The organism is Mariniflexile sp. (assembly GCF_041583155.1).
In the GTDB taxonomy this organism is placed as follows: domain Bacteria; phylum Bacteroidota; class Bacteroidia; order Flavobacteriales; family Flavobacteriaceae; genus Mariniflexile.
Window position 1 is genome coordinate 1 of sequence record NZ_JBFHGK010000029.1, and the last position, 20958, is coordinate 20958.

13 protein-coding genes and 1 pseudogene are annotated in these 20958 nt (G+C 32.7%); 9 read left to right on the forward strand and 5 right to left on the reverse strand.

The annotated features are described in order from the left end of the window. The 3 genes and pseudogenes from ABYI63_RS11295 to ABYI63_RS11305 all read left to right on the forward strand — a co-directional run. A pseudogene (locus ABYI63_RS11295) lies at positions 1–1295 on the forward strand (hypothetical protein); the annotation flags it as partial. A gap of 396 nt (positions 1296–1691) precedes the next feature. Beyond that, a complete protein-coding gene (locus ABYI63_RS11300; protein WP_372756456.1) occupies positions 1692–9959 on the forward strand; it encodes a T9SS type B sorting domain-containing protein in 8268 nt (2755 codons plus the stop codon). Between the two features lie 36 nt (positions 9960–9995). Continuing rightward, complete coding sequence (locus tag ABYI63_RS11305) at positions 9996–10982, forward strand: type IX secretion system membrane protein PorP/SprF (RefSeq protein ID WP_372756457.1); 987 nt, start codon at positions 9996–9998, stop codon at positions 10980–10982. Positions 10983–11007: 25 nt separating this feature from the next. On the opposite strand, the gene ABYI63_RS11310 is transcribed toward ABYI63_RS11305, so the two are convergent. From ABYI63_RS11310 to ABYI63_RS11330, 5 genes are all read right to left on the reverse strand, one after another. Then, positions 11008–11304, reverse strand: a complete 297-nt coding sequence (locus tag ABYI63_RS11310; protein WP_372756458.1) for a chaperone modulator CbpM — start codon at positions 11302–11304, stop codon at positions 11008–11010. A 2-nt stretch (positions 11305–11306) separates the two neighbouring features. Then, a complete protein-coding gene (locus ABYI63_RS11315) occupies positions 11307–12191 on the reverse strand; it encodes a DnaJ C-terminal domain-containing protein (RefSeq protein WP_372756459.1) in 885 nt (294 codons plus the stop codon). A 148-nt stretch (positions 12192–12339) separates the two neighbouring features. Further along, complete coding sequence (locus tag ABYI63_RS11320; protein ID WP_372756460.1) at positions 12340–13551, reverse strand: T9SS type A sorting domain-containing protein; 1212 nt, start codon at positions 13549–13551, stop codon at positions 12340–12342. A 2-nt stretch (positions 13552–13553) separates the two neighbouring features. Next, positions 13554–14588, reverse strand: coding sequence for a hypothetical protein (locus ABYI63_RS11325; RefSeq protein WP_372756461.1), 1035 nt, complete (start codon positions 14586–14588; stop codon positions 13554–13556). A 129-nt stretch (positions 14589–14717) separates the two neighbouring features. Then, positions 14718–15116 (reverse strand): hypothetical protein, encoded by a 399-nt coding sequence (locus ABYI63_RS11330; RefSeq protein WP_372756462.1) that lies wholly within the window; start codon positions 15114–15116, stop codon positions 14718–14720. A 276-nt stretch (positions 15117–15392) separates the two neighbouring features. Between ABYI63_RS11330 and ABYI63_RS11335 the strand changes: the two genes are divergently transcribed. The 6 genes from ABYI63_RS11335 (at position 15393) to ABYI63_RS11360 (ending at position 20796) form a co-directional block, all read left to right on the forward strand. Next, complete coding sequence (locus ABYI63_RS11335) at positions 15393–16253, forward strand: universal stress protein (RefSeq protein WP_372756463.1); 861 nt, start codon at positions 15393–15395, stop codon at positions 16251–16253. Between the two features lie 16 nt (positions 16254–16269). Continuing rightward, a complete protein-coding gene (locus tag ABYI63_RS11340; protein ID WP_372756464.1) occupies positions 16270–17124 on the forward strand; it encodes a universal stress protein in 855 nt (284 codons plus the stop codon). Continuing rightward, positions 17121–17960 (forward strand): universal stress protein, encoded by an 840-nt coding sequence (locus tag ABYI63_RS11345; protein ID WP_372756465.1) that lies wholly within the window; start codon positions 17121–17123, stop codon positions 17958–17960. Before ABYI63_RS11340 ends, ABYI63_RS11345 begins: the two co-directional genes overlap by 4 nt. A 41-nt stretch (positions 17961–18001) precedes the next feature. After that, positions 18002–18850: an ATP cone domain-containing protein gene (locus tag ABYI63_RS11350; RefSeq protein WP_372756466.1), complete on the forward strand. Its 849-nt coding sequence runs from the start codon at positions 18002–18004 to the stop codon at positions 18848–18850. 1 nt (position 18851) lies between these two features. Continuing rightward, complete coding sequence (locus ABYI63_RS11355) at positions 18852–20225, forward strand: MBL fold metallo-hydrolase RNA specificity domain-containing protein (protein ID WP_372756467.1); 1374 nt, start codon at positions 18852–18854, stop codon at positions 20223–20225. Between the two features lie 127 nt (positions 20226–20352). Continuing rightward, on the forward strand, positions 20353–20796 hold the full coding sequence (locus ABYI63_RS11360; protein ID WP_372756468.1) for a hypothetical protein: 444 nt from the start codon (positions 20353–20355) through the stop codon (positions 20794–20796). Positions 20797–20958: the final 162 nt, after the last annotated feature.

Sequence of the window (20958 nt, forward strand, 5' to 3'; positions counted from 1 at the left end):
AAAAACAAGCGGATGAAGCCAAGGCTAAAGCAGCAGCCGAAGAAGCCGCCAGACTTAAACTTGTAGAGGAGGCTAAAGCCAAATCTGAAGCATTAGCAAAGCAAAAACAAGCGGATGAAGCCAAGGCTAAAGCAGAAGCCGAAGAAGCCGCCAGACTTAAACTTGTTGAGGAGGCTAAGGCCAAATCTGAAGCATTAGCAAAACAAAAACAAGCGGATGAAGCAAAAGCTAAAGCAGCAGCCGAAGAAGCCGCTAGACTTAAACTTGTAGAGGAGGCTAAATCCAAATCTGAAGCATTAGCAAAACAAAAACAAGCGGATGAAGCCAAGGCTAATGCAGCAGCCGTGGAGGCGAAACGAAAAATAGAGCAAGAAGCCAGAATAAAACAAGAAGAATTAGACGCGGCATTAATTTTATTACCTACAGATGCTATAGGAATGGAAATGAGTAGTTTAACTAAATTAGCGACTGATAGTAAATTAGTGCAGGAGCAATTGTTAATTAAACTTAATGAAACTGTTGCCAATAGAGAAAAGGATTTAAAAGATTTAAAACAAGAAAACGATTTAAGTGAACAAGGTATTTATTCAGAACCAAAACCATTTAAAAGTGTTTCGGCAGAAAATGCTTCATTGGAGTCATTAAAAGTTCAAATAGATGACCTTATTAAGGCACAAGATTCAAAAATTACGGAATTAGAAAACTTATATAAAAAACGACTTAAGAATATTCCAGACCCTGAGGATAATGTAAACATGATCTATTTAAATGAAATATTAATCCTTAAGCAAGCGCAGGCTAAGGCTAAGCGTTCTAAAGAAAGTTTAGTTTCAGAATTAGAAAGTATTAAAATAGCTACAGAAATAGAGCGTAAACGACGTATAAAACGTGCCGCCTACGATAATGAACAGGATCGATATAATAAGGATAGAGCCACATTAAATCAAATTAAACAATCTACAGAAATAAGTAACGCATCTCTTAGTGTCGAGGATTTTGATTTTGGTGAAGAACAATCCTATAATATTCAGATAATTAAGGATGTTAGAAATATTGAAAGTGGTTATTATCTGGTACTTGCGGTACATAGTGATAGTTCAAAAAGAGATGATTTTTTAAGAAAAGCAGTAGCTGCTGGACAAAAAAATATAGACTTCTTCTTTGATGTGGCAACCAATAAATATTACATTTACTATCAAAAATTTGAGGATATAAATGAGGCAAGAAATGCCATGCAATCTAAAGGAAATACCGCTTACAACGCTAAAATGTCTATGTTCAAAATAGAAAATTAAGTTACTTAATTAAGTTCAAATTTAAAATCTGAATACCTGAAAAGTTATATGTAAAATTTTGTGCATAAGCATTTTAAATTTAAAATGTTTTAAAAATAGTCTTTTCAAATTTTTATTTTTTCATAGGTATACATGCCGATTTTCCATGTAGAATGTATATTTATTACTACAAATAATCCATTCATCTTAGTTTAAAGTTAAATTTCATCGATAATACTCCATATTTATTGTAGTTAAAGCCTATTCTTTCAAAAAATTCACGATATTTATACCGCTTAAAAACAATTATTAAAGACAAAATGTTTTTTATGTAAGAATATGATTGTTTTTTGTGTTGAGAATGTGATTAATATTTCTTTCTACACCCTAAGGAAAGAAATGAAAAAATAATCGTCTATGAAAAAAATTACTTTTAAAAACCTGCTTATAATTGTAGTTGTTTTATTATCCTTTGGTAATGTAATGGGGCAAAATTATATCCCATTTACTCCAAGGTACGATGAGGCCATTAAAGGAGACATTCTTTTAATTGGAAATAGTAACATTGGTGTTCATGCTTCAAATCCTTATACAGGAACAAGTAATAATGAGAGTAGTACTAATAGGGATAGAATGGTATATGTTGACATTGATTCCGATGGCAATACATTTAATTCCAGCAGTGCTGATTTAGAGGTTCCAAACGATGTAAACTGTTATAAAATTGTATATGCCGGATTATATTGGACGTCTGTTATTAAAGGGGATACACCTATGGCCGAGGTAAAATTTAAAACACCGGGTAGTAGTAGTTATCTTGATATTACAGGAACCGAAGTATACTATCAAAATTCATCAAACAATAGAAATTCAAATACTTATGTTTATTACAGCGATGTAACAACTGTTTTAGCAGGTTTAAGTAATCCTGAAGGAACATATACCGTTGCCAATATTTCTTCTATGACTTCCGCAATGATGACAACTGGGAATAATACCGAAGGTTTATCGGCAGGTTGGTCACTTTTTGTAATTTATGAAGATCCGCTTTTACCAAGTAAATACATAACTTCTTTTGATGGGTTTACAAAAATTAATAACCAAGCACCTAATAACCAGCAAAATTTTGTTATTAGCGGATTCAAAACCATTCCAACAGGGCCGGTTAGAGCAAAATATGCATTTAGTGCTCTGGAAGGTGATAGGGGATGGACGCAAGATTATTTAGAAATTAATGGCACAAAAATTAGCGCCACTAATGCGGGAGGTACTACCATTAGGCCGAATAATAACTTTTTTAACAGTACCATATCAATTATAGACCCCATTACGAATTCGCCAGTACTTTTTAATGATAGGAATCCATCTAGTAGTAATACCTTAGGTTTTGATGCAGGTATTATTAATATACCTAACGCTGGTAATAAATTAATAGCAAATGGGGACACCTCGGCTAATATCAGGTTAGGTACTAATGTGGATATTTATTATTTCTTTTTTAGTGCCTTTGCTATTGAAATTATCGCACCCAAGATTGTGCTTACTAAAGTTGTAGAAGATGTATTAGGTAACGATATAGGAGGACAAGTTGTTGATTTAGGTGATGAACTTTATTACACAATTGGTATACAAAATACAGGAAACGATGATGCTACCGATTTAATTATTAGGGACATACTTCCAACAAATGTAGTATTTAATTATCCTTCGGATATAGACTTATTACCAGCTGGTATTACGGTTGAAAGTTATAATGCTAGTACCAGAGAGCTTATTTTTAGAATAGATCCTTCTATTGTTGAGGAAAATGATCCTGTTAAAGAAATTCGTTTTAAAGTGACTGTAGTTGCTTCATGTAGTTTATTAAATGATGCTTGTTCAAATAATATTGATAATCAGGCTTTTGCTACTTATAAAGGAACTATAAATCCAGATTTTATTATTTCGGATGATCCAAGTTATAATACAAATACAGGCTGCTTGCTAACCCCCGGAGCCACAAACTTTTTAGCCGATTTAAATGATTGTGTATTTGAAGAGGAGGTTATTTTATGTGGTGCTAGTACGGTGTTAACATCAGGTAGTGGTTATGATTCCTATTCTTGGTCTACTAGCCCTACTGGAACTCCGGTTATAGGCACAACTCAATCCATTACAGTAACGAGTCCTGGCACTTATTATGTGCATAATAGTGCTTTAGCCCCATGCCAATCAACCGACCAAGTGTTTAATGTGATAACTTTTGGAGCCAATGTAACAAATCCTGTAATTCCTTTTGCAGATCAGGTAGTTACCTGTCCGAATGATGGAAAGTTATTACCTAATATATTCTTGTGCGGTGCCAACGATTCTCGTTTTATTCAAACAAATATTAACGATACCTCTTCTATGATTTGGGAGAAATTGGATGAAACAAGTTGTGCAGCTTTAACTGAAAAAGATTGCGCCAATGAAAATACTTCCTGTACTTGGAACCAGGTAACAACAGGACCTAATTTTACAGCAGATACCGCAGGGCAGTACCGTTTAACTATGAATTACACCGGTGGGTGTTATAATCGGTTTTACTTTAATGTTTATGAAAATTTACTAGTGCCAACAGTAACCTCTCGAGATATTTATTGTAATACACCTGGTGAAATAACCGTTGGAGGTGTTCCAAGTGGTTATGAATACAGTATAGATAATGTAAATTACCAAACAAGTAATGTGTTTTCTATCACCTCTCCTAATTTATATTCCGTTTATATAAGACAAATAGGAGTTACCCCAAATCCTTGTATATTTTCAGTGCCTGATGTTCAAGTAAGACAAAGAGATTTTACGGTTTCAACAGTAATTACACAACCATTTTGTAACAATGAAAAAGGTAGTGTGAAAATAGCAGCTAATGATGTGCGTCCACAATATTTTTATTCCATATACCAAGGTGCTACGTTAATTAATAGTGTAGGGCCGGTAATGGAAAGTGACTATACGTTTGCAAATTTAAATCCAGGTACTTATACGGTGAATGTATCAACTGAAGATGGTTGTGTATATACTGGTAGTATCGAAATAATTAATCCACCTTTATTAAGCGCTACTTCAGCACTTACAAAACCTTTAACATGTACTGATGGCGAAATAACCGTGTACCCAGTAGGAGGCACAGCTCCTTATTATTACTTTGTAAATAGTACAACGGAATTTCAAAGTACACCAATAATAACAGTAACTACCGCGGGTGTTTATAACATTACGGTAGTAGATTCAAATAATTGTTCTGCAGAAACTTCTATTACTGTTGGAGCAACACCAGCACCAGAATTTAATGTTACAAAAACAGATATTTTGTGTTCAGATGCTGGAGATGTAGGAACCATAAACTTTAATATAACCAACAGTAATGGTAACAGTTTGATGTATAGTATAGATAATGGTGTAACGTTTTTTAATTCTTCCGCTTTTACAGGATTGTCAGCAGGAACCTATGAAGCAGTAGTTCAATACACTATGGGAACTGATGTTTGTACCACAACTCCGCAACCGGTAACCATTAACATTGCAACAGCTATTTCTGGAACAACAGCATTAACAACACCTTATACTTGTACTACTAATGGCGAAATTACAGTTTCCAATGTTTCTGGAGGTACCGCACCTTATACCTATAGCATTGATGGCTTAAACTTTCAAACAGGATTAACTTTTTCTGGTTTGGGTAGTGGTACATATAATATCACCATAAAAGATGCCAGTGATTGTACTTTTGCTACGTCTCCAATTACTATTGATCCGTTAAACCCACCAACAGATTTAAGTTTTAGTAACACAGCTTTGAGTTGCCCATCAGTAACTTCAACAGTTACTTTAACAAGCACAGGCGGTTTTGGAACTTTAGAATATCAAATAATAGCACCAGCAGCTTCAGCAACTACCTATCAAACTTCTAATGTGTTTTCAGGGTTAAGTCCAAATACATATACTTTTAGAGTTAGAGATGCCAATAACTGTTTATATACTGAATCTTTCACTATTGCACCTTTGGTTCCAATTTCGGTTAATACAGTTCTAACAAAAGATTTAGATTGTACTGCATCTCCAGATGCTATTATTTCGGGAAGTTTTTCTGGTGGTGTAGCCCCCTTTACTTATGCAGTTTCGATTAATGGAGGTACGTATACATCTTTAGGAACTACAAGTTCTCCTTTTACCTATACCACACCAAATGATGGTTCATATAAGTTTAGAATCACAGATGTTAATGGTTGTTCAGCAGAATCAACGGTGCAAACAGTTAATGTAATTTCCTTGCCAGAAATAAGTTTGGTTACATCCACTCCAAATTTATGTTATGGGGAATCTAATGGTACAATTAATGTTACTATTAATAACACTGTTGGAACCGCTCCTTTTTCTATTAACATTAACAATGATACTTCTGGAATAAATTATGGTACACAAACATCTGGCTTACCAGCCGGAACTTATACGGTTACTTTAACTGATTCTAAATCATGTACTGATACAGAAACAATTGTGATTTCAGAACCAACACCAATCATGGTTACGCAACACGCAGTTGATATTAGTTGTGACCCTGTTTTTGGTATTTCTAAAGGTTCGGTTATTATCGATGCTGTTTCTGGTGGAACTGCTCCTTATAATTATTTTGTTACAGGAACCAATGGATATGCCGCATCTGAACTAAATTCAACGGGTACAACTTCAGTTACTTTTGATGTTGTAGATTTTGGTTTGTATCAAATTAATGTAGTGGATGCTAATGGTTGTTCGGTTTTAATTCAAGATGTTTTAGTAGCCTCACCACCAGATAATCTAGATATTTTTATTGAAACTACCGCAGATTGTCTTACTGGAGGTGAAGCAGAGGTAAGTATTGGAACCGCATTAGCTAGCGCCGGACCTTTTTATTTCAGTATTTATCGAGGACCAACATCAGTATACCCTAATCCTGCAGGAACTTGGATTCCTGAAGATGCTTTTGGAAGCAAAAAGGCAACCTTTACAGGATTAATACCTGGAGTAACCTATACCTTTATAGTATATGACGATGCTACGAATTGTACCCATTATGAAACAGCTACAACCGCAATCCCAACAAATTCAACATTAACAACTTCAGCATTAACGTCCAATAATATTACTTGTGTAGGAAGTGCTGATGGTAATGTGTCTTTTTCAATTAATAGCACCTATGGCTTAGCAACAACTGTAAACTATGAAATCTGGGATTCTCTAGCAACAACTGGAACTGGTATTACAGGTACCGGTGTGGTTCCAGCAGGTAGCTCTTTATCTGTATCAAATTTAGGTCCGTTACCCTTTGGAACTTATTTTGTTCTGGTAACTGAAACATCAGGCCCGAATGCGGGTTGTAGTGTGATTACTATTCCATTTAATATAACAGAATCCGCTATCGATTTAAGTGTTACAGCTTCTGTTGTAAAAAATGCTAATTGTAACCCTAATTCAGGAGTAATTACCGCCATTGCAAAAGATGGAACACCTTCATATACATTCCAATTGACAACATCGGCAATTGCGCCTTTAGCAACTGATTCTTCTTGGGGAACTGCTAATACATTTAATGTGGATGCCGGAAACTATTATGTGCATGTAAAAGATGCTTATGGTTGTGTAAAATCGACCCCAGTGGTAACGTTATCATCAGACCCAACACCTGTAGTTACTGCTGCTGTAATAAACCAATGTACAGCAACAGAAGGTAATTTTGCTATAGATGTTACATTAACTACAACAGGTGTAGCACCATATAGCTATAGTATTGATGGTGGTGCGTTTCAAACACGATCAGCGCCATTTACTATTTCAAATTTAGCGTCGGGCACACATACTGTTGAAGTACGTGATTCCAATAACTGTGGTAATATAGTTTCGGTGGATATCGTTGCTCCAATAACATTAACTCCAACGGTTACAGCAGTTGTAACTTGTAATGATGATGATGGTGTTATAAGCATCGCTGGATCGGGTGGTTCTGGTACTTATACATTTGCAATTAGTCCGAGTCCAGCTTCAATTAGCATTAGTGGAAACATTATTTCTGGTATTCCTACTGGAACGTATACAGTAACAATGACCGATGTAAACACCTCATGTACAGCAGATGTTTCGGTATTTGTACCAGCTGCTACACTACCAACAGTATCTTTAGGTTCACCAACTGCTATTACATGTTTTGGAGATGCTAATGGCACTTTTGAAATGACTGTAAATGGATATTCAGGCTCGTATAATTATGAAGTTTTTAATAGTTCTGGTGTTTCAATTATTGGTGTTGTTTCAGCAAATACAGCAGTTAATCCGGAGTTAGTAAGTGGAATTCCAGCAGGAAATTATACTGTTGTTATAACAGAAACAACGACTCCGTTTTGTTCTGCTACTTCAAATATTATTACGATTTCATCACCATTAAATCCACTAGGGTTAACAGTCTCAGAAACTTCTAATGTAACTTGTGATAATGATAAAGGGACAATTACAGCCATTGCTAATGGTGGTTATGGCGGTTTTGAATATGAGTTATCCGGAGCTGCATCAATATCATTTTCTACTAATGGTACTTTTAGGAATTTATCAGCAGGAACCTATACAGTAACGGCAAGAGATGCTGCAGGATGTATTGTAACAGATGTTATTACATTAAGTCTTCCAACACCTATAAATGCCACTGTTACTGCTAATACAACTGTGTTATCTTGTTTTGGAGATACTAATGCCGTCATTACAGCAAATGCAGTTTTTGGAGGCGAAGGGAGTAATTATTCATTTACACTCCATACGGTTTCACCAACAGCGTCAGTTTCTGGTCCTCAATCATCACCAGTTTTTAGTGGTTTAGGCGTTGGTACTTATTATGTGGTAGTTACAGATGGATATAATTGTGAATTTACATCCCCAAATATCGTGATTACACAGCCTTCGCTAATACAATCAGCTTTAGTGAAAGCCAGTTCACAAACATGTACCACTAATAGTACGTTAACCCTTAGTGCTTCAGGAGGAACGGGATTATATGCTTATAGCGAAACAGCTTCATTTAGCACAATATTGGGAACGTTTGCTTCTTCTACAACTTTTCCTGTTTCACCAGGGAGTTATAAATATTATGTTAGAGATGCTAATGGTTGTTCAGCTTCTGTTTCAAACGACATAACGATAGATCCATTACCAGCTTTAACAGTTAATCTAAATGTAGCCAATGCAACCATTAATTGTGCAGGCGATAATACAGGAGTTATCATTGCAACAGCGCAAGGTGGTTTGGGAAGTTATGTATATACTTTACAAAACAGTTTTGGAGTAGCTATTCCTGGAGCGACTCAAAATAGTCCAGGTGTTTTTACAGAACTATCTGCGGGAACATATCAAGTATATGTTACTAGTGGTGATTGTTTATTTACAAGTAATCAAGTAAGTATTACAGAACCTTCAGCACCATTAACTGCTAATTTCGTTGCAACAAATATTACCTGTCCAGGTACCAATAATGGTCGATTAGAAATTACAGCTTCGGGTGGTACAGGTACAATAAAATACGCCATTTCTCCACGATTAGACCAATTTTTTGAAACTTCAATTTTTGAAAATTTATCTCCGGGTAATTATCAAGCCATTGCACAAGATGAATTAGGTTGTTACGTCCTTGATACTTTTGTTATCGTTGAACCTTTACCAGTTATGGTTTCAATAACTCCAAATTCAATGATTCCAGAAATTTGTTCTGGCGATATGGATGGTGAATTTAGTATTGAAATTTCGGGTGGTAATATGCCTTATAGTGTTGCTCTAGATGATATTAATGGCAGCTACGTTACCGGTTTGGCTACACAAACTCAGTTTGATTTTTCAAACCTTGTGGGTGGCGACCATATAGTTTATGTGCGTGATGCTCTTGGTTGTGAAACCGAATGGAATATTACATTTCCTGAGTCGGTGCTAATTGAAGCAGAGGTAGCTGTAGAATTTGATTGTGTTAATAATATGTCTTCTAACACGGTTACCGTAACGGTTGATGAGGCAACTGTTAATTTATCAGATTTAGATTATTCATTAAATGGTGGCTCATTTCAAACAAATAATGTGTTTATAGATGTTCCAGCTGGCTCAAATCATGTGGTTACTGTTAGACATAGTAATGGGTGTGAAAAACAAACCTTGCCTTTCGATATTGCACCTTATAGTAATTTAAGTTTAGTTCTTAATAGTGGTGATTTAAATGAAATTATTGCAACGGCAACTGGTGGTTTTGGTGATTATGAATTTACCCTTAATGGTGAATCTTACGGAAGTACAAATGCTTTCTTTATTTATGAGTCTGGTACTTATACCGTAACAGTTACAGATGAATATGGATGTTTCGCAACTGCCTCAGGGTATTTTGAATTTATTGATTTATGTATCCCAAATTATTTTACTCCAAATGGTGATAATATTCAAGAAGAATGGGGGCCAGGATGCGATTCACAATATGGAAACTTAACATTCAATATTTTTGATAGATATGGTCGTAAGGTGGCAACATTAACTAAAGGTCAAAAATGGAATGGTAAATATGAAGGAAAGGAATTACCAACAGGTGATTATTGGTATGTTGTAAAATTGAATGATAAAAAATACAATAAAGAGTTTGTGGGACATTTTACCCTATATAGATGATAATTAGTGAATTAACCACTAAGTAAAATAATAAATATGAAGAAGTTAATCATATATCTACTATTCTTAACTCTAGCAAAAAGCTTTGGGCAGGAATTGAATTTACCGGTTTTTACTCAGTATTTGGCGGATAATAATTTTGTAATATCACCAACCTATGCTGGTATTGGTGATAATTTAAAAATTAGAGGTAATGCACTAACACAATGGGTTGGTATAAAAGATGCACCAGATAATCAATCGGTTTATGCAGATATTAGAATTGCCGATAGAACTGGAGTAGGTTTGTCTTTTTATAATGATAAAAATGGGGCCACACTTCAAACTGGAGCCAAGTTTTCTTTTGCACATCATCTTATTTTAGATTATTATTCAAAACAATATTTATCTTTTGGTATTTCTTATAATTTGAATAATTTCAGAATTGATACCAGTAAATTTGAAAGTTACAATTTAAGTGATGGTTCTCCTTATTTTGATCCTGGTGTTACAGATGATAGACGAGTTTCAAACAATAACTTTGATGTTGGCGTGTTGTACAGAAACAAAGGTTTTTTCGCTAGTTTTAATGCAAATAATCTTTTAGAGAAAAATATAGATGAGAATATTAGAAAGGCAGAACCTCGTTTAATTTTAAATTATCAAATTTATTCTGGTTACACTTTTAGAGGTCCAAAAAAGAGTGGTTTAGAATTTGAACCATCAGTGTTTTATCAAATGTTTAGTAGTGATAAACGTTCTAGTACGGATTTGAATTTTAAATTCAGAAAATTTAATAGAGATGAAGATTATTATTGGGCTGGTATATCATACCGCTATTTAAACGACCAGTTTTTGAAGCCTTTAAATATTGGTCCAATGGTAGGTTTTAAAAAGAACATATTATATTTTGGATATGCTTATCAGGTAACAACAAACGAACTTTCTGGATTTAATTCTGGCACACACGTGGTTACTATTGGCTTAGAATTTTTACAAGGTATTAGTAATTGCCCCTGTACACAAAGTCCGGTACACGATTAGTAAACAGCTTCTGTAGAATTTCAATTTAATAATCCTCAAAGCGTTTAAGTTTGTTTTCTAATTTTATAATGTCACTTTTTAATGATTCAACCTGTGATAATAAATTATGAATAGCATCTAATCCCTCTAGATTTATTTTTAAGTCGAAGTGCAAACGAACCAGTTTTTCTAAGTCTTTAATTTGGGTTTCGTACAAATAGGCATCATCTTCAACGGTTACTATTTCTATAAGTTGAAAATCGTAAAGCTCATAAACAAAGGATATGGGAACGCAATGATTTGTACAAAATTGTTTTATTGATATATAGTTTTGTGTTTCCATGCTTAACGAAGTTTTTGTAATTCGGTAAATAATTCTTTTTCTTTAACTGAGAGGTTTTTAGGAATTTTTATTCTATAGGTTACATATAAATCTCCAAAAACGCCTTCTTTTTTATATTTTGGAAAACCTTTGTTTCTTAATTTCACGGTTGTTCCACCTTCGGTTTCTGGTTTTATTGTTAATTTAACTTGGCCATCAAAAGTGTCAACCAATTGTTCTCCACCAAGTAAGGCTTTGTATAAATCTATATTAACATCTACATACAAATCATCGCCATCTCTTTTAAATTTGGTTGTATTTATAATTGCAAAATGAATGTATAAATCGCCCTTCGGTCCGCCATTGATACCTTCTCCACCATGACCTTTAATTTTTATAACTTGGCCGTTTTCTATTCCGGCGGGGATTGTAATACGAATGTTTTTGTTGTTTACAGTAAGGGTACGCTTATGTGTTTTGAAAACGTCTTTTAAATCCAGCTGCAGTTCAGCATTATAATCTTGTCCTCTAAACTTTACCTGTCTGTTACTTGCGCCCGAGGCTGCTCCTCCGAACATCGATTCAAAAAAGTCTGAATAATCACTACTAGAAAATTGGTCTTGAGTTCGGTACTGAGAACGCTGTTGCTTTTGCTGTTTTTCAGCTTCCTTATAAGCATCAGCATGTTGCCAATGTTCTCCGTATTCATCGTATTTTTTACGATTATCTGGGTTGCTTAAAACTTCGTGTGCTTCATTAATTTCTTTAAATTTTTTTTCAGCTTCTTTGTTGTTTGGGTTTAAATCGGGATGATATTTTCGCGCCAATTTTCTATAAGCCTTTTTAATCTCCTGTTCTGAAGCGGTTTTAGACAGACCTAATATGTTATAATAATCTAAGAATGCCATAAGGATAGATTTTTGAATAGTAAAATTATAAAAACATTCATGATGTTATTAAGATATTAAATTACACAATTAAATCGTTAAATACAATAATGATGGTTATAAAAAACACCGTAAAAAAATGAGTTTACGGTGTTTTGAGACCAATTCATTACTGTTTTAAAACCTTTAAAGTTGCATTTTTTTCTTCAGCTTTTATCGTGATAAAATAGAATCCAGCATCGTAATCTAGATGCAATATTGTTTTTTGCATATTGAGTAGAATTTCCTTTTTGATAAGTTGTCCATTGACATTAAAAATTTGAATTGTTACTTTATCATAGTTTACTCCTAGGTTAATATTAAGCATACCCTTGGTTGGATTTGGGTAATAAGCAATGCTATTTTTAAAATCATTCTCCAGAACGTTTAAAGCATTTAATGAAAAGTCGCTAGAAACGATTGCACTCCATTTACCAAATGTATCTTTAAATTGTATATTAAAAGTATAATCACCTATAGATATATTAGAAAAATCTAAGGATTCATCCAAATTGATTAACGTTGCTGGTGTATCAATATCTATGTATTTAGCATTCGTAAAATCTTCATCTAACCAATAGCGATAGGCTATTACTTGGTTATTTGCAACATCAGCGGATGCTTTTAAGAATGTTTTACTAATAAAGGAACTCCATTGACCGCCATCATCTTTAAACCTTATATTAAAGGTATGCATGCCATTAGAAAGGGCATTTGCATCAATGCTTTTAATCAAAACTAGATTTTGTTCGTTGTTTAAGGTTTCTCCATCAGCATTTAAAAAATCGTTATCAAACCAATACTGATACTCGGTTATTTTTTTATCGCTATTTGCATGTATCGGTAATTTTAAAAAATACTGAGTGGTAATATTACTCCATAAGCCACCATCGTCTTTAAACCGGATGTTTAATACATGCATCCCGTTTTGTAATACAGTAGCATCCAAATCTTTTAATAAAACATATTCCTGCAAGGGCGTTTCAGCCTGCGTTTCTATAGCGTTAGTATAATCGTTATCGAACCAGTATTGGTAGCCAGTAATTAACTTATTTGCTGTAGCATGTATAGGTAGTTTGTAAAAATACTGCGAAGCTATTGCACTCCATAAACCACCATCGTCTTTAAAACGGATGTTTAATACATGCATCCCGTTTTGTAATGCAGTGCCATCTATATTTTCGTTTAAAATAAAGTCTTGGTCAAGTGGTGTAACTGGACTTTTAATGGCATTAGAAAAATCGTTATCAAACCAATATTGGTAACTGTTTATATAGGTTTGTGCTTTTGTATTTATAATAACTATGAAAAACACAAACCAAAAAAAGGCCTTGTTTTTCATAATTAATTTTGTTGTGCGTTAACTGTAAATTCTATGTTTAGGTATCCATTATTATCTGTTGAATTCGATATGGATTTGGCACTAATATGCGGGTTTACTGGTAAGGCACCATCTTTGTATGGACTAATGCCGCCATAAATGCCAACTTGCGTAGCGGGCGAATCTGTACCTAAATACGTAGTTTTGGCATTCTCCTGAAGCTTATAATTGTCTGTATAACTAAAGGCATTTCCACTTTGATTGATATGTACTGTTGCTAAATCAATACCCTTATAGTTATTAAAATCATAGCTAGCACCACCTAAATTAGGTGCAGCTTGTGTAAAAATGTTATTTCTAAATATATTTCCAACGGAGTTGTAAGTTATATAACCTGAAGTATGAAAAATATTGTTTTCTACTGTATTATTGTCACTATCATATAATGGCGCATTGTTGCCAACAAAGGAGTATAAGAAGATATTATTTAAAATAACATTACTGTTTGAACCAGTAATTCTATTATCCAAAATAGAATTAATAATATTGGAATTTACAAATCCATACATATTAATATCACCAGTTACAAGACATTGAATAATAGAAGCATTTACACTATTAACACTTCCACTACTGGTATATACACTTGAATCAATACGACCTAAAATCATACAGCGAATCAATGTGAAATTATCTGTGTTTACATTTCTATATTTGAATAAATTTTGAATTTGCAAACCTTCTAGATATAAATTATCGGCATCTTCACGTATATAGAAGTCATTAGTAATAACTGTAGGCAAGGTGGCTTCTGTATATTCTGGGTAAAAGCCAGCACCTATAATTACTAATCCTTTATTAAGCGTGGGCATTACAAAACTACCGCCAGAAACATATAAGGTATCGCCAGTTATGGCGGCATTGTAAGCTTCTATAAGAGGTGTTTCAGAACTAAAAATAGTTGTGGTTCCGTTGCTATGTAAAGCAACTCTTTGCTGGGCGAATGTCAAAAGACTAAAAACCACCAGCATACTGAAAAGAGATAGTTGTTTTTTCATTATGAGAAGTTTTAAATTAGTTTTAGTTGATACGCTATAAGTTACCACTTTGATGGTAAATAAAACATGATAATTGTCAAGTCATTAGACTTAAATATTTGATTTTCAATTGCTATTTAATATGAAATATTAATCATTCAATTCAAGACTTAGTTTGGATAGCATAATTAATTCCGATTTATTCTGTCCAGAAAAAGCCGAGGTGATTGAAGCAGCTGTTTTCAGTATTAGTGAATTCATTTTTCCAGTAAAAAAGTATTCATGTTCATTTTTATAGATAATGAATTCCTGAAAACAAGTTTCTGCGTCTTTATCCTGAGTAACCAACCAATCAAAAACAATTTCAATTTGGTAGGCTGCATCTGTTTTGTATTCATCCTCCGTGTCATCCACCGATAACCATTCCTTACTAACAATTTCTTTTAAGGCTGTGTACTCCTTTGGGTGTACAAATTTATCGGCAGCAGCAATGGCATAAAACAACTTGGCTACATTTTGGTAGAAACTTAAATTTAAATTTTTAAACATGGCTTTTAAGTGTTTGGTTTACTTTAAATTTAATAAATAATTAACATATATTTTATGATTTTAATCATTATTTGGTTTTTTTATTAAAAATTATTAAATTAATAGTGTTTTTATTTACATTATGATATTTTGTGTTACAAAGCAATTTTTACTATAAAACCCTACTTATTTGGAAGTAGGGTTGGTTACATTACAGTTTAATGCTACTGACAATTATCATATTTTAATTTTTAACATTTACTTAAATTTAAGTAGTTTATTTAAAGGGAAATACTGATGAGAAAGATACTGATACCAATCGATTTTTCAGAAAATGCTAATAACGCATTGAGGTATGCTATTGACCTATTTAAATATGAAATAAGTGAGTTTTTTATAATGCATGCTTATGAAGATGATATTTATGCTGATGAGTTAAATGTTACTAAAAGTACTTTGATGGATGTTACCAAAATGGTGGCTGAGGCTTCAGAAAAAAAACTAGAAGCCGTATTGCAACAAATTAAACAAATATCACCCAACCCCAAACACACTTATAATATAATATCAGCGAATAATATTTTGGTTGATGAAGCCGATAAGATCGTAGATAGAGAAAATATAGATCTTATAGTAATGGGAACGAAAGGATTTACCAATAACCCAAAAATTACATTTGGTAGTCACACACTACAGGTTTTAAAGTACGTGTCGTGCCCAGTTTTAGTAATACCAGAAGAATATCAATATAAACAACCAAAGCATATTGCTTTCCCTACGGACTATTTAATTCCATACAAGCGTAGAGAGTTAAAATTATTATGCGAAATGGCATGTCCATATCGAGCTAAAATAGATGTACTATATATATCTACCACTAAAAAGCTATCCTTAAGGCAGCAGGATAATAAAGATTTCATTAAAGATGAGTTATGTAAAAGCGAAGTCGAGTTTATTACCATTAATAACAAAGAAATTACTACTACCATAAATAACTACATAAATCAATCTAATATTGATATGTTGGTTATGGTAAATAACAGACACACGTATTTAGAGGACATCCTTTTTCAATCTACTATTGATAAAATTGGCTTATCCATAAATATTCCGTTTTTGGTTTTACAAAACGTAAAACGAGAAATTTCGCATTATTAACTTAAAATCTTTAGTCATGAAGAAAATATTATTACCCACAGATTTTTCCAATAATTCCTGGAATGCTATAAAATATGCACTAAACTTTTTTAAAGAAGATGTATGTCATTTTTATTTAATTCATACCTATACACCAGTGGTTTATCAGGTAGAGTACATGGAAGTTGGCGCAGCGCAATTTGGACTTATTGATGCTATGAAGGAAGCTGCACAAACAGGCTTAAAGAAAATTCAAAAACAAATTGATGAAGAATTTATTAATTCAAAACACACGTTTACTTCCATAGCATCTTTTAATACCCTCACAGCAGAAATTAGTCATCGAATTAATGAAGATAAGATTGATTATGTTGTAATGGGAACTAAAGGAGCAACAGGAGCTGTTGAGATACTTTTTGGATCCAACACCATGCATGTTATTAAAAATGCTAAATGCCCTGTATTAGCAATACCTAGTGAATTTGAATTTGAAAAACCAGTTGAAGTATTATTCCCATCCGATTATCAGATTGAATTTAAAGAAGAACATATTCAGCCCATTGTGGATTTAGCAACCAAGTATAAATCTAGAGTGAATGTTTTAAACGCAACTTTCGGATATGAATTGTCAACCTTTCAAAAAAGCAATAAAAAATTATTAGACGATCATTTTAAAGGTATTACAAGTCTTTTTCATGACGTAAGTAATCAGACAGTTGAAGATGCTATTTCTAAATTTCAACTAAAACATCGCATTAATTTATTAATTATGATTAATAATAAACACTCCTTTTTTGAAAATTTATTTTTCAGATCTACTATAAATCATATAGGCTTTCATTTAAATATTCCATTTTTAGTTATACCATCACAAATACATAAAACATCATGAAAACAAGAAAATTAAATATTCTAATCCCAACAGATTTTTCAGACAACGCCTGGAATGCAGTCGTATATATTTTAAAGTTTTACGAAGAATATGTTTGCACCTTCTACTTTTTACATTCCGTAAAAATGGCTGCGCCAAAAACAACCTTAAACTCTGGTAAATTAACCGAAGTACTAAGTAATACTGCAAAAGAAGAACTAAAAGACTTAAAAAGTTTGGCAGAAACATCAAATGCTAACGATAATCATAGTTTTGAAACTGTTTTAAGTAACGATACTTTAAACAGTGCTATTGAATTTTGCGTTAAAAAGTATAATATAGATTTAGTTGTTATGGGTACAAAAGGAGCTACCGGAGCAAAAGAAGTGCTTTTTGGTAGTAACACCGTTAATGCTATTAAAAAAATGCGAGTTTGTCCCGTAATAATTATACCCGAAGAATTCGATTTTGTTACACCTAAACAAATTGCTTTCCCAACTAATTTTAATCGTGCATATAACAAAATAGAATTAAACACCTTAAAGAGTTTAGCGCTAGTTCACGATTCAAAAATAAGGGTTGTACATATTGAAAAAAGTAAAGAATTAAGTGCGGTTCAACAAAATAATGTGCAAAACCTTAAAAATGCTTTAGAAGAGTTTGAAGTTAGTTTCCACTGGATGCCTCACTATACTAATTTAACTGAAGAAATTAATGATTTTATTGAGGAATTAAAAATTGATGTATTAGCCATGGTTAATTACAAACATAGTTTTATTGAAGACCTAATGCATGAGCCCGTAATAACAAAGATAGGGCACCGTCTTAAAATTCCGTTTTTAGTAATTCCGGATTAATATTTTTTACAAAATCGAACTTAGTTAAAGACTTCAGAATTATGAAAGAAGAATCTATTTTTATCATAAAATCATCAGGCGAAAAAGTGAAATTTTCATTTGAAAAATTACAAAAATCATTAAAACGAACTGGTGCTGAAGATGAGATTGTAAACCATATTTTGGAATTGGTAAAAAATGAACTCTATGAAGGTATTTCAACAAAAGAAATATATAACAGAGCTTTTGCATTATTAAAAAAGAAAAAGAGTCATTTTGCATCAAAATACAAACTTAAAAGGGCTATTTATGAACTAGGACCAACTGGTTTTCCTTTTGAAAAGTTTATTGCAGCCATTTTAAAATATTCTGGATATAAAACAGAGGTTGGTAAAATTTTTCAAGGAAAATGCGTCACACATGAAATTGACGTTGTAGCTAAGAAAAATGGTGAAACCTCAATAATAGAATGTAAATTTCATAGTGAAGAAGGTTCCAATTGCAATGTAAAGGTGCCTTTGTATATTCATTCGCGCTACGAAGATGTTAAAACCAATTGGAATAATAATAATACTGATCGGGTTTTAACAAAAGGATGGGTAGTGACTAATACAAGGTTTACTTCCGATGCCTTACAATATGGTAATTGCTGTGGTTTATATCTGTTAAGTTGGGATTATCCTAAAAATGATGGGTTAAAAGACAGAATTGATAGGTTAGGGCTTTACCCAGTTACCGTATCTACATTACTAACTAACCGAGAAAAGCAGTTTTTATTAAGTAGGGATGTGGTATTAATTAGGGACTTGATAGGTGATGCTTTTTATTTGGATCATTTAGGAATTTCGCAAGTAAGAAAAGAAAGAATCCTGAAAGAAATAAAACAGATTTGTAATTCTGAAAAAATATAAAATGGAACATTCAGTTACTATACAATTTTTGGGTGCCTCAGGAACTGTAACAGGTTCAAAGTATCTAATTGCAACTTCAGAATTAAACATTCTGATAGATTGTGGCATGTTTCAGGGCTTAAAGGAGCTAAGACAACTAAATTGGGAAAACTTACCTGTTAATGTAGAGGAGATTGATTTTGTAATACTTACACATGGACATTTAGACCATGTAGGGTATTTGCCAAGATTATTAAAACAAGGTTTTAACGGCAAAATATTAGGAACAGCTCCAACATTAGCCATTGCAGAAGTTATTTTACGCGATAGTGCTAAAATACACGAGGAGGAAGCAGAAAAAGCCAATAAAGAAAAATTCACAAAACATAATCCGGCTTTGCCATTTTATACAGTAAAGGACGTTGAGAAAACCATTAAGTTATTTGAGGTAGAAATGCATAGTAAATGGAATAAGCTTAATGAGACTATTTCTTACCGTTTTCAATATAACGGACATATTATTGGAGCCACCTTCATTGAGTTAGATATTTTGGGAAAACGTTTTGTGTTCTCTGGCGATATTGGTAGACGAAATGATTTGCTTCTGGAAGATCCAAAAAAACCAGAATGGGCCGATTTTTTGTTCATTGAAAGCACCTATGGTAATAAATTGCATCCCCAAGAAGATGTTGAAACTATTTTGTCAGAATTGATTATCAATACCATTAATGAGAATGGAAATTTAATAATACCAAGTTTTGCTGTAGAACGTTTGCAAACATTAATGTATTTATTATGGAAATTATATAAGAAAAATAAAATACCAAACATTCCTATTTTTGTAGATAGCCCAATGGGAAACAATGTTTTAGAAATATTTAGGAGGTTTCCTAAATGGCATAAATTATCAGATCAGGAATACAATGCCATGTGCGAGCATATCAATATTATTCAAAATTACAAAGACACATGGCGTACAATTGATGATAAAAGATCTAAAATCATTATTGCCGGAAGTGGTATGGTTACAGGGGGTAGGGTATTAACCTATTTGCAGCAACTCATCGATGAACCCACAACAACTGTTTTGTTAGTTGGTTATCAAGCAGAAGGTACTCGTGGCAGACAGTTACTTGATGGTGCTCACGAAATACATTTTTATGGTAAATATTATCCGGTACGTGCTAAAATTAAATCCATAGAAAGTTTATCTGCGCATGCCGATCAGGAAGATTTGATTAATTGGATGGATGGTATTAAAAATATTCCAGAAAATGTGTTTCTCATTCATGGTGAACCAGGTGCGCTAGATGCTTTTAAGGTAAAGATTAAATATACCTATAATTGGAATGTTACTATTCCTAAACTGTATGATGTGGTAGATTTAATAGTTTAAGCAACCCAAATCTTTTTAAAATTAATCTGCATTATTTTGAAGAAACCTGACATATATCATTGGTTATAACTTTATAAATATTTAAATTTTATGGTAAAATAATACATAAATTAAAAACATTATAGTCATGAAAACAAGAAAAACAGATGTTAAGTATGTAGAATGGTTTGGGGCGGATGTTATGCATAGCGCAACACGAAACTGGCTGTCTGAGTTATTATTTGCTAAAGATGAACAGTTGTTTTTTGATGATTTAATAAAAACCTATACACTTAAACTTATAGAAGAGAAACATTTTAAAAGATGTAAAAATATTATTGAACGGTTGGTTGGCTTACAAAAGGAAACTGATAAGCTAATTTCATCACTAAAAAGTCATGAAAAAAATCTTAAAATAATGGTGGATAATGTAGATGAATTTGAAAAGGAAGATAAATATAAAAGTGACCACCGAGCATTTAATGATTTAATTAGTGATTATTTTGAAAATTATAAAGCAGTTAAAAAACAGTTGTTTAGACTTATTAAAGGGATTAAAAAAGAAAACAAACAAAAATTATTGCTGGAATAGCATGTTAATAATTGATTTTTTTTGGAGTATAAAAATTTCAGAAAACAGGATTTATCATTAGATTCTAAAATTGATTTGTATCTGTAAAAAAGATTGTAATTTTGATTTTTTAAAATTGGGCAAAATAGCAGCAATTAGAAATTGAAAAACAATCTTTTTTAG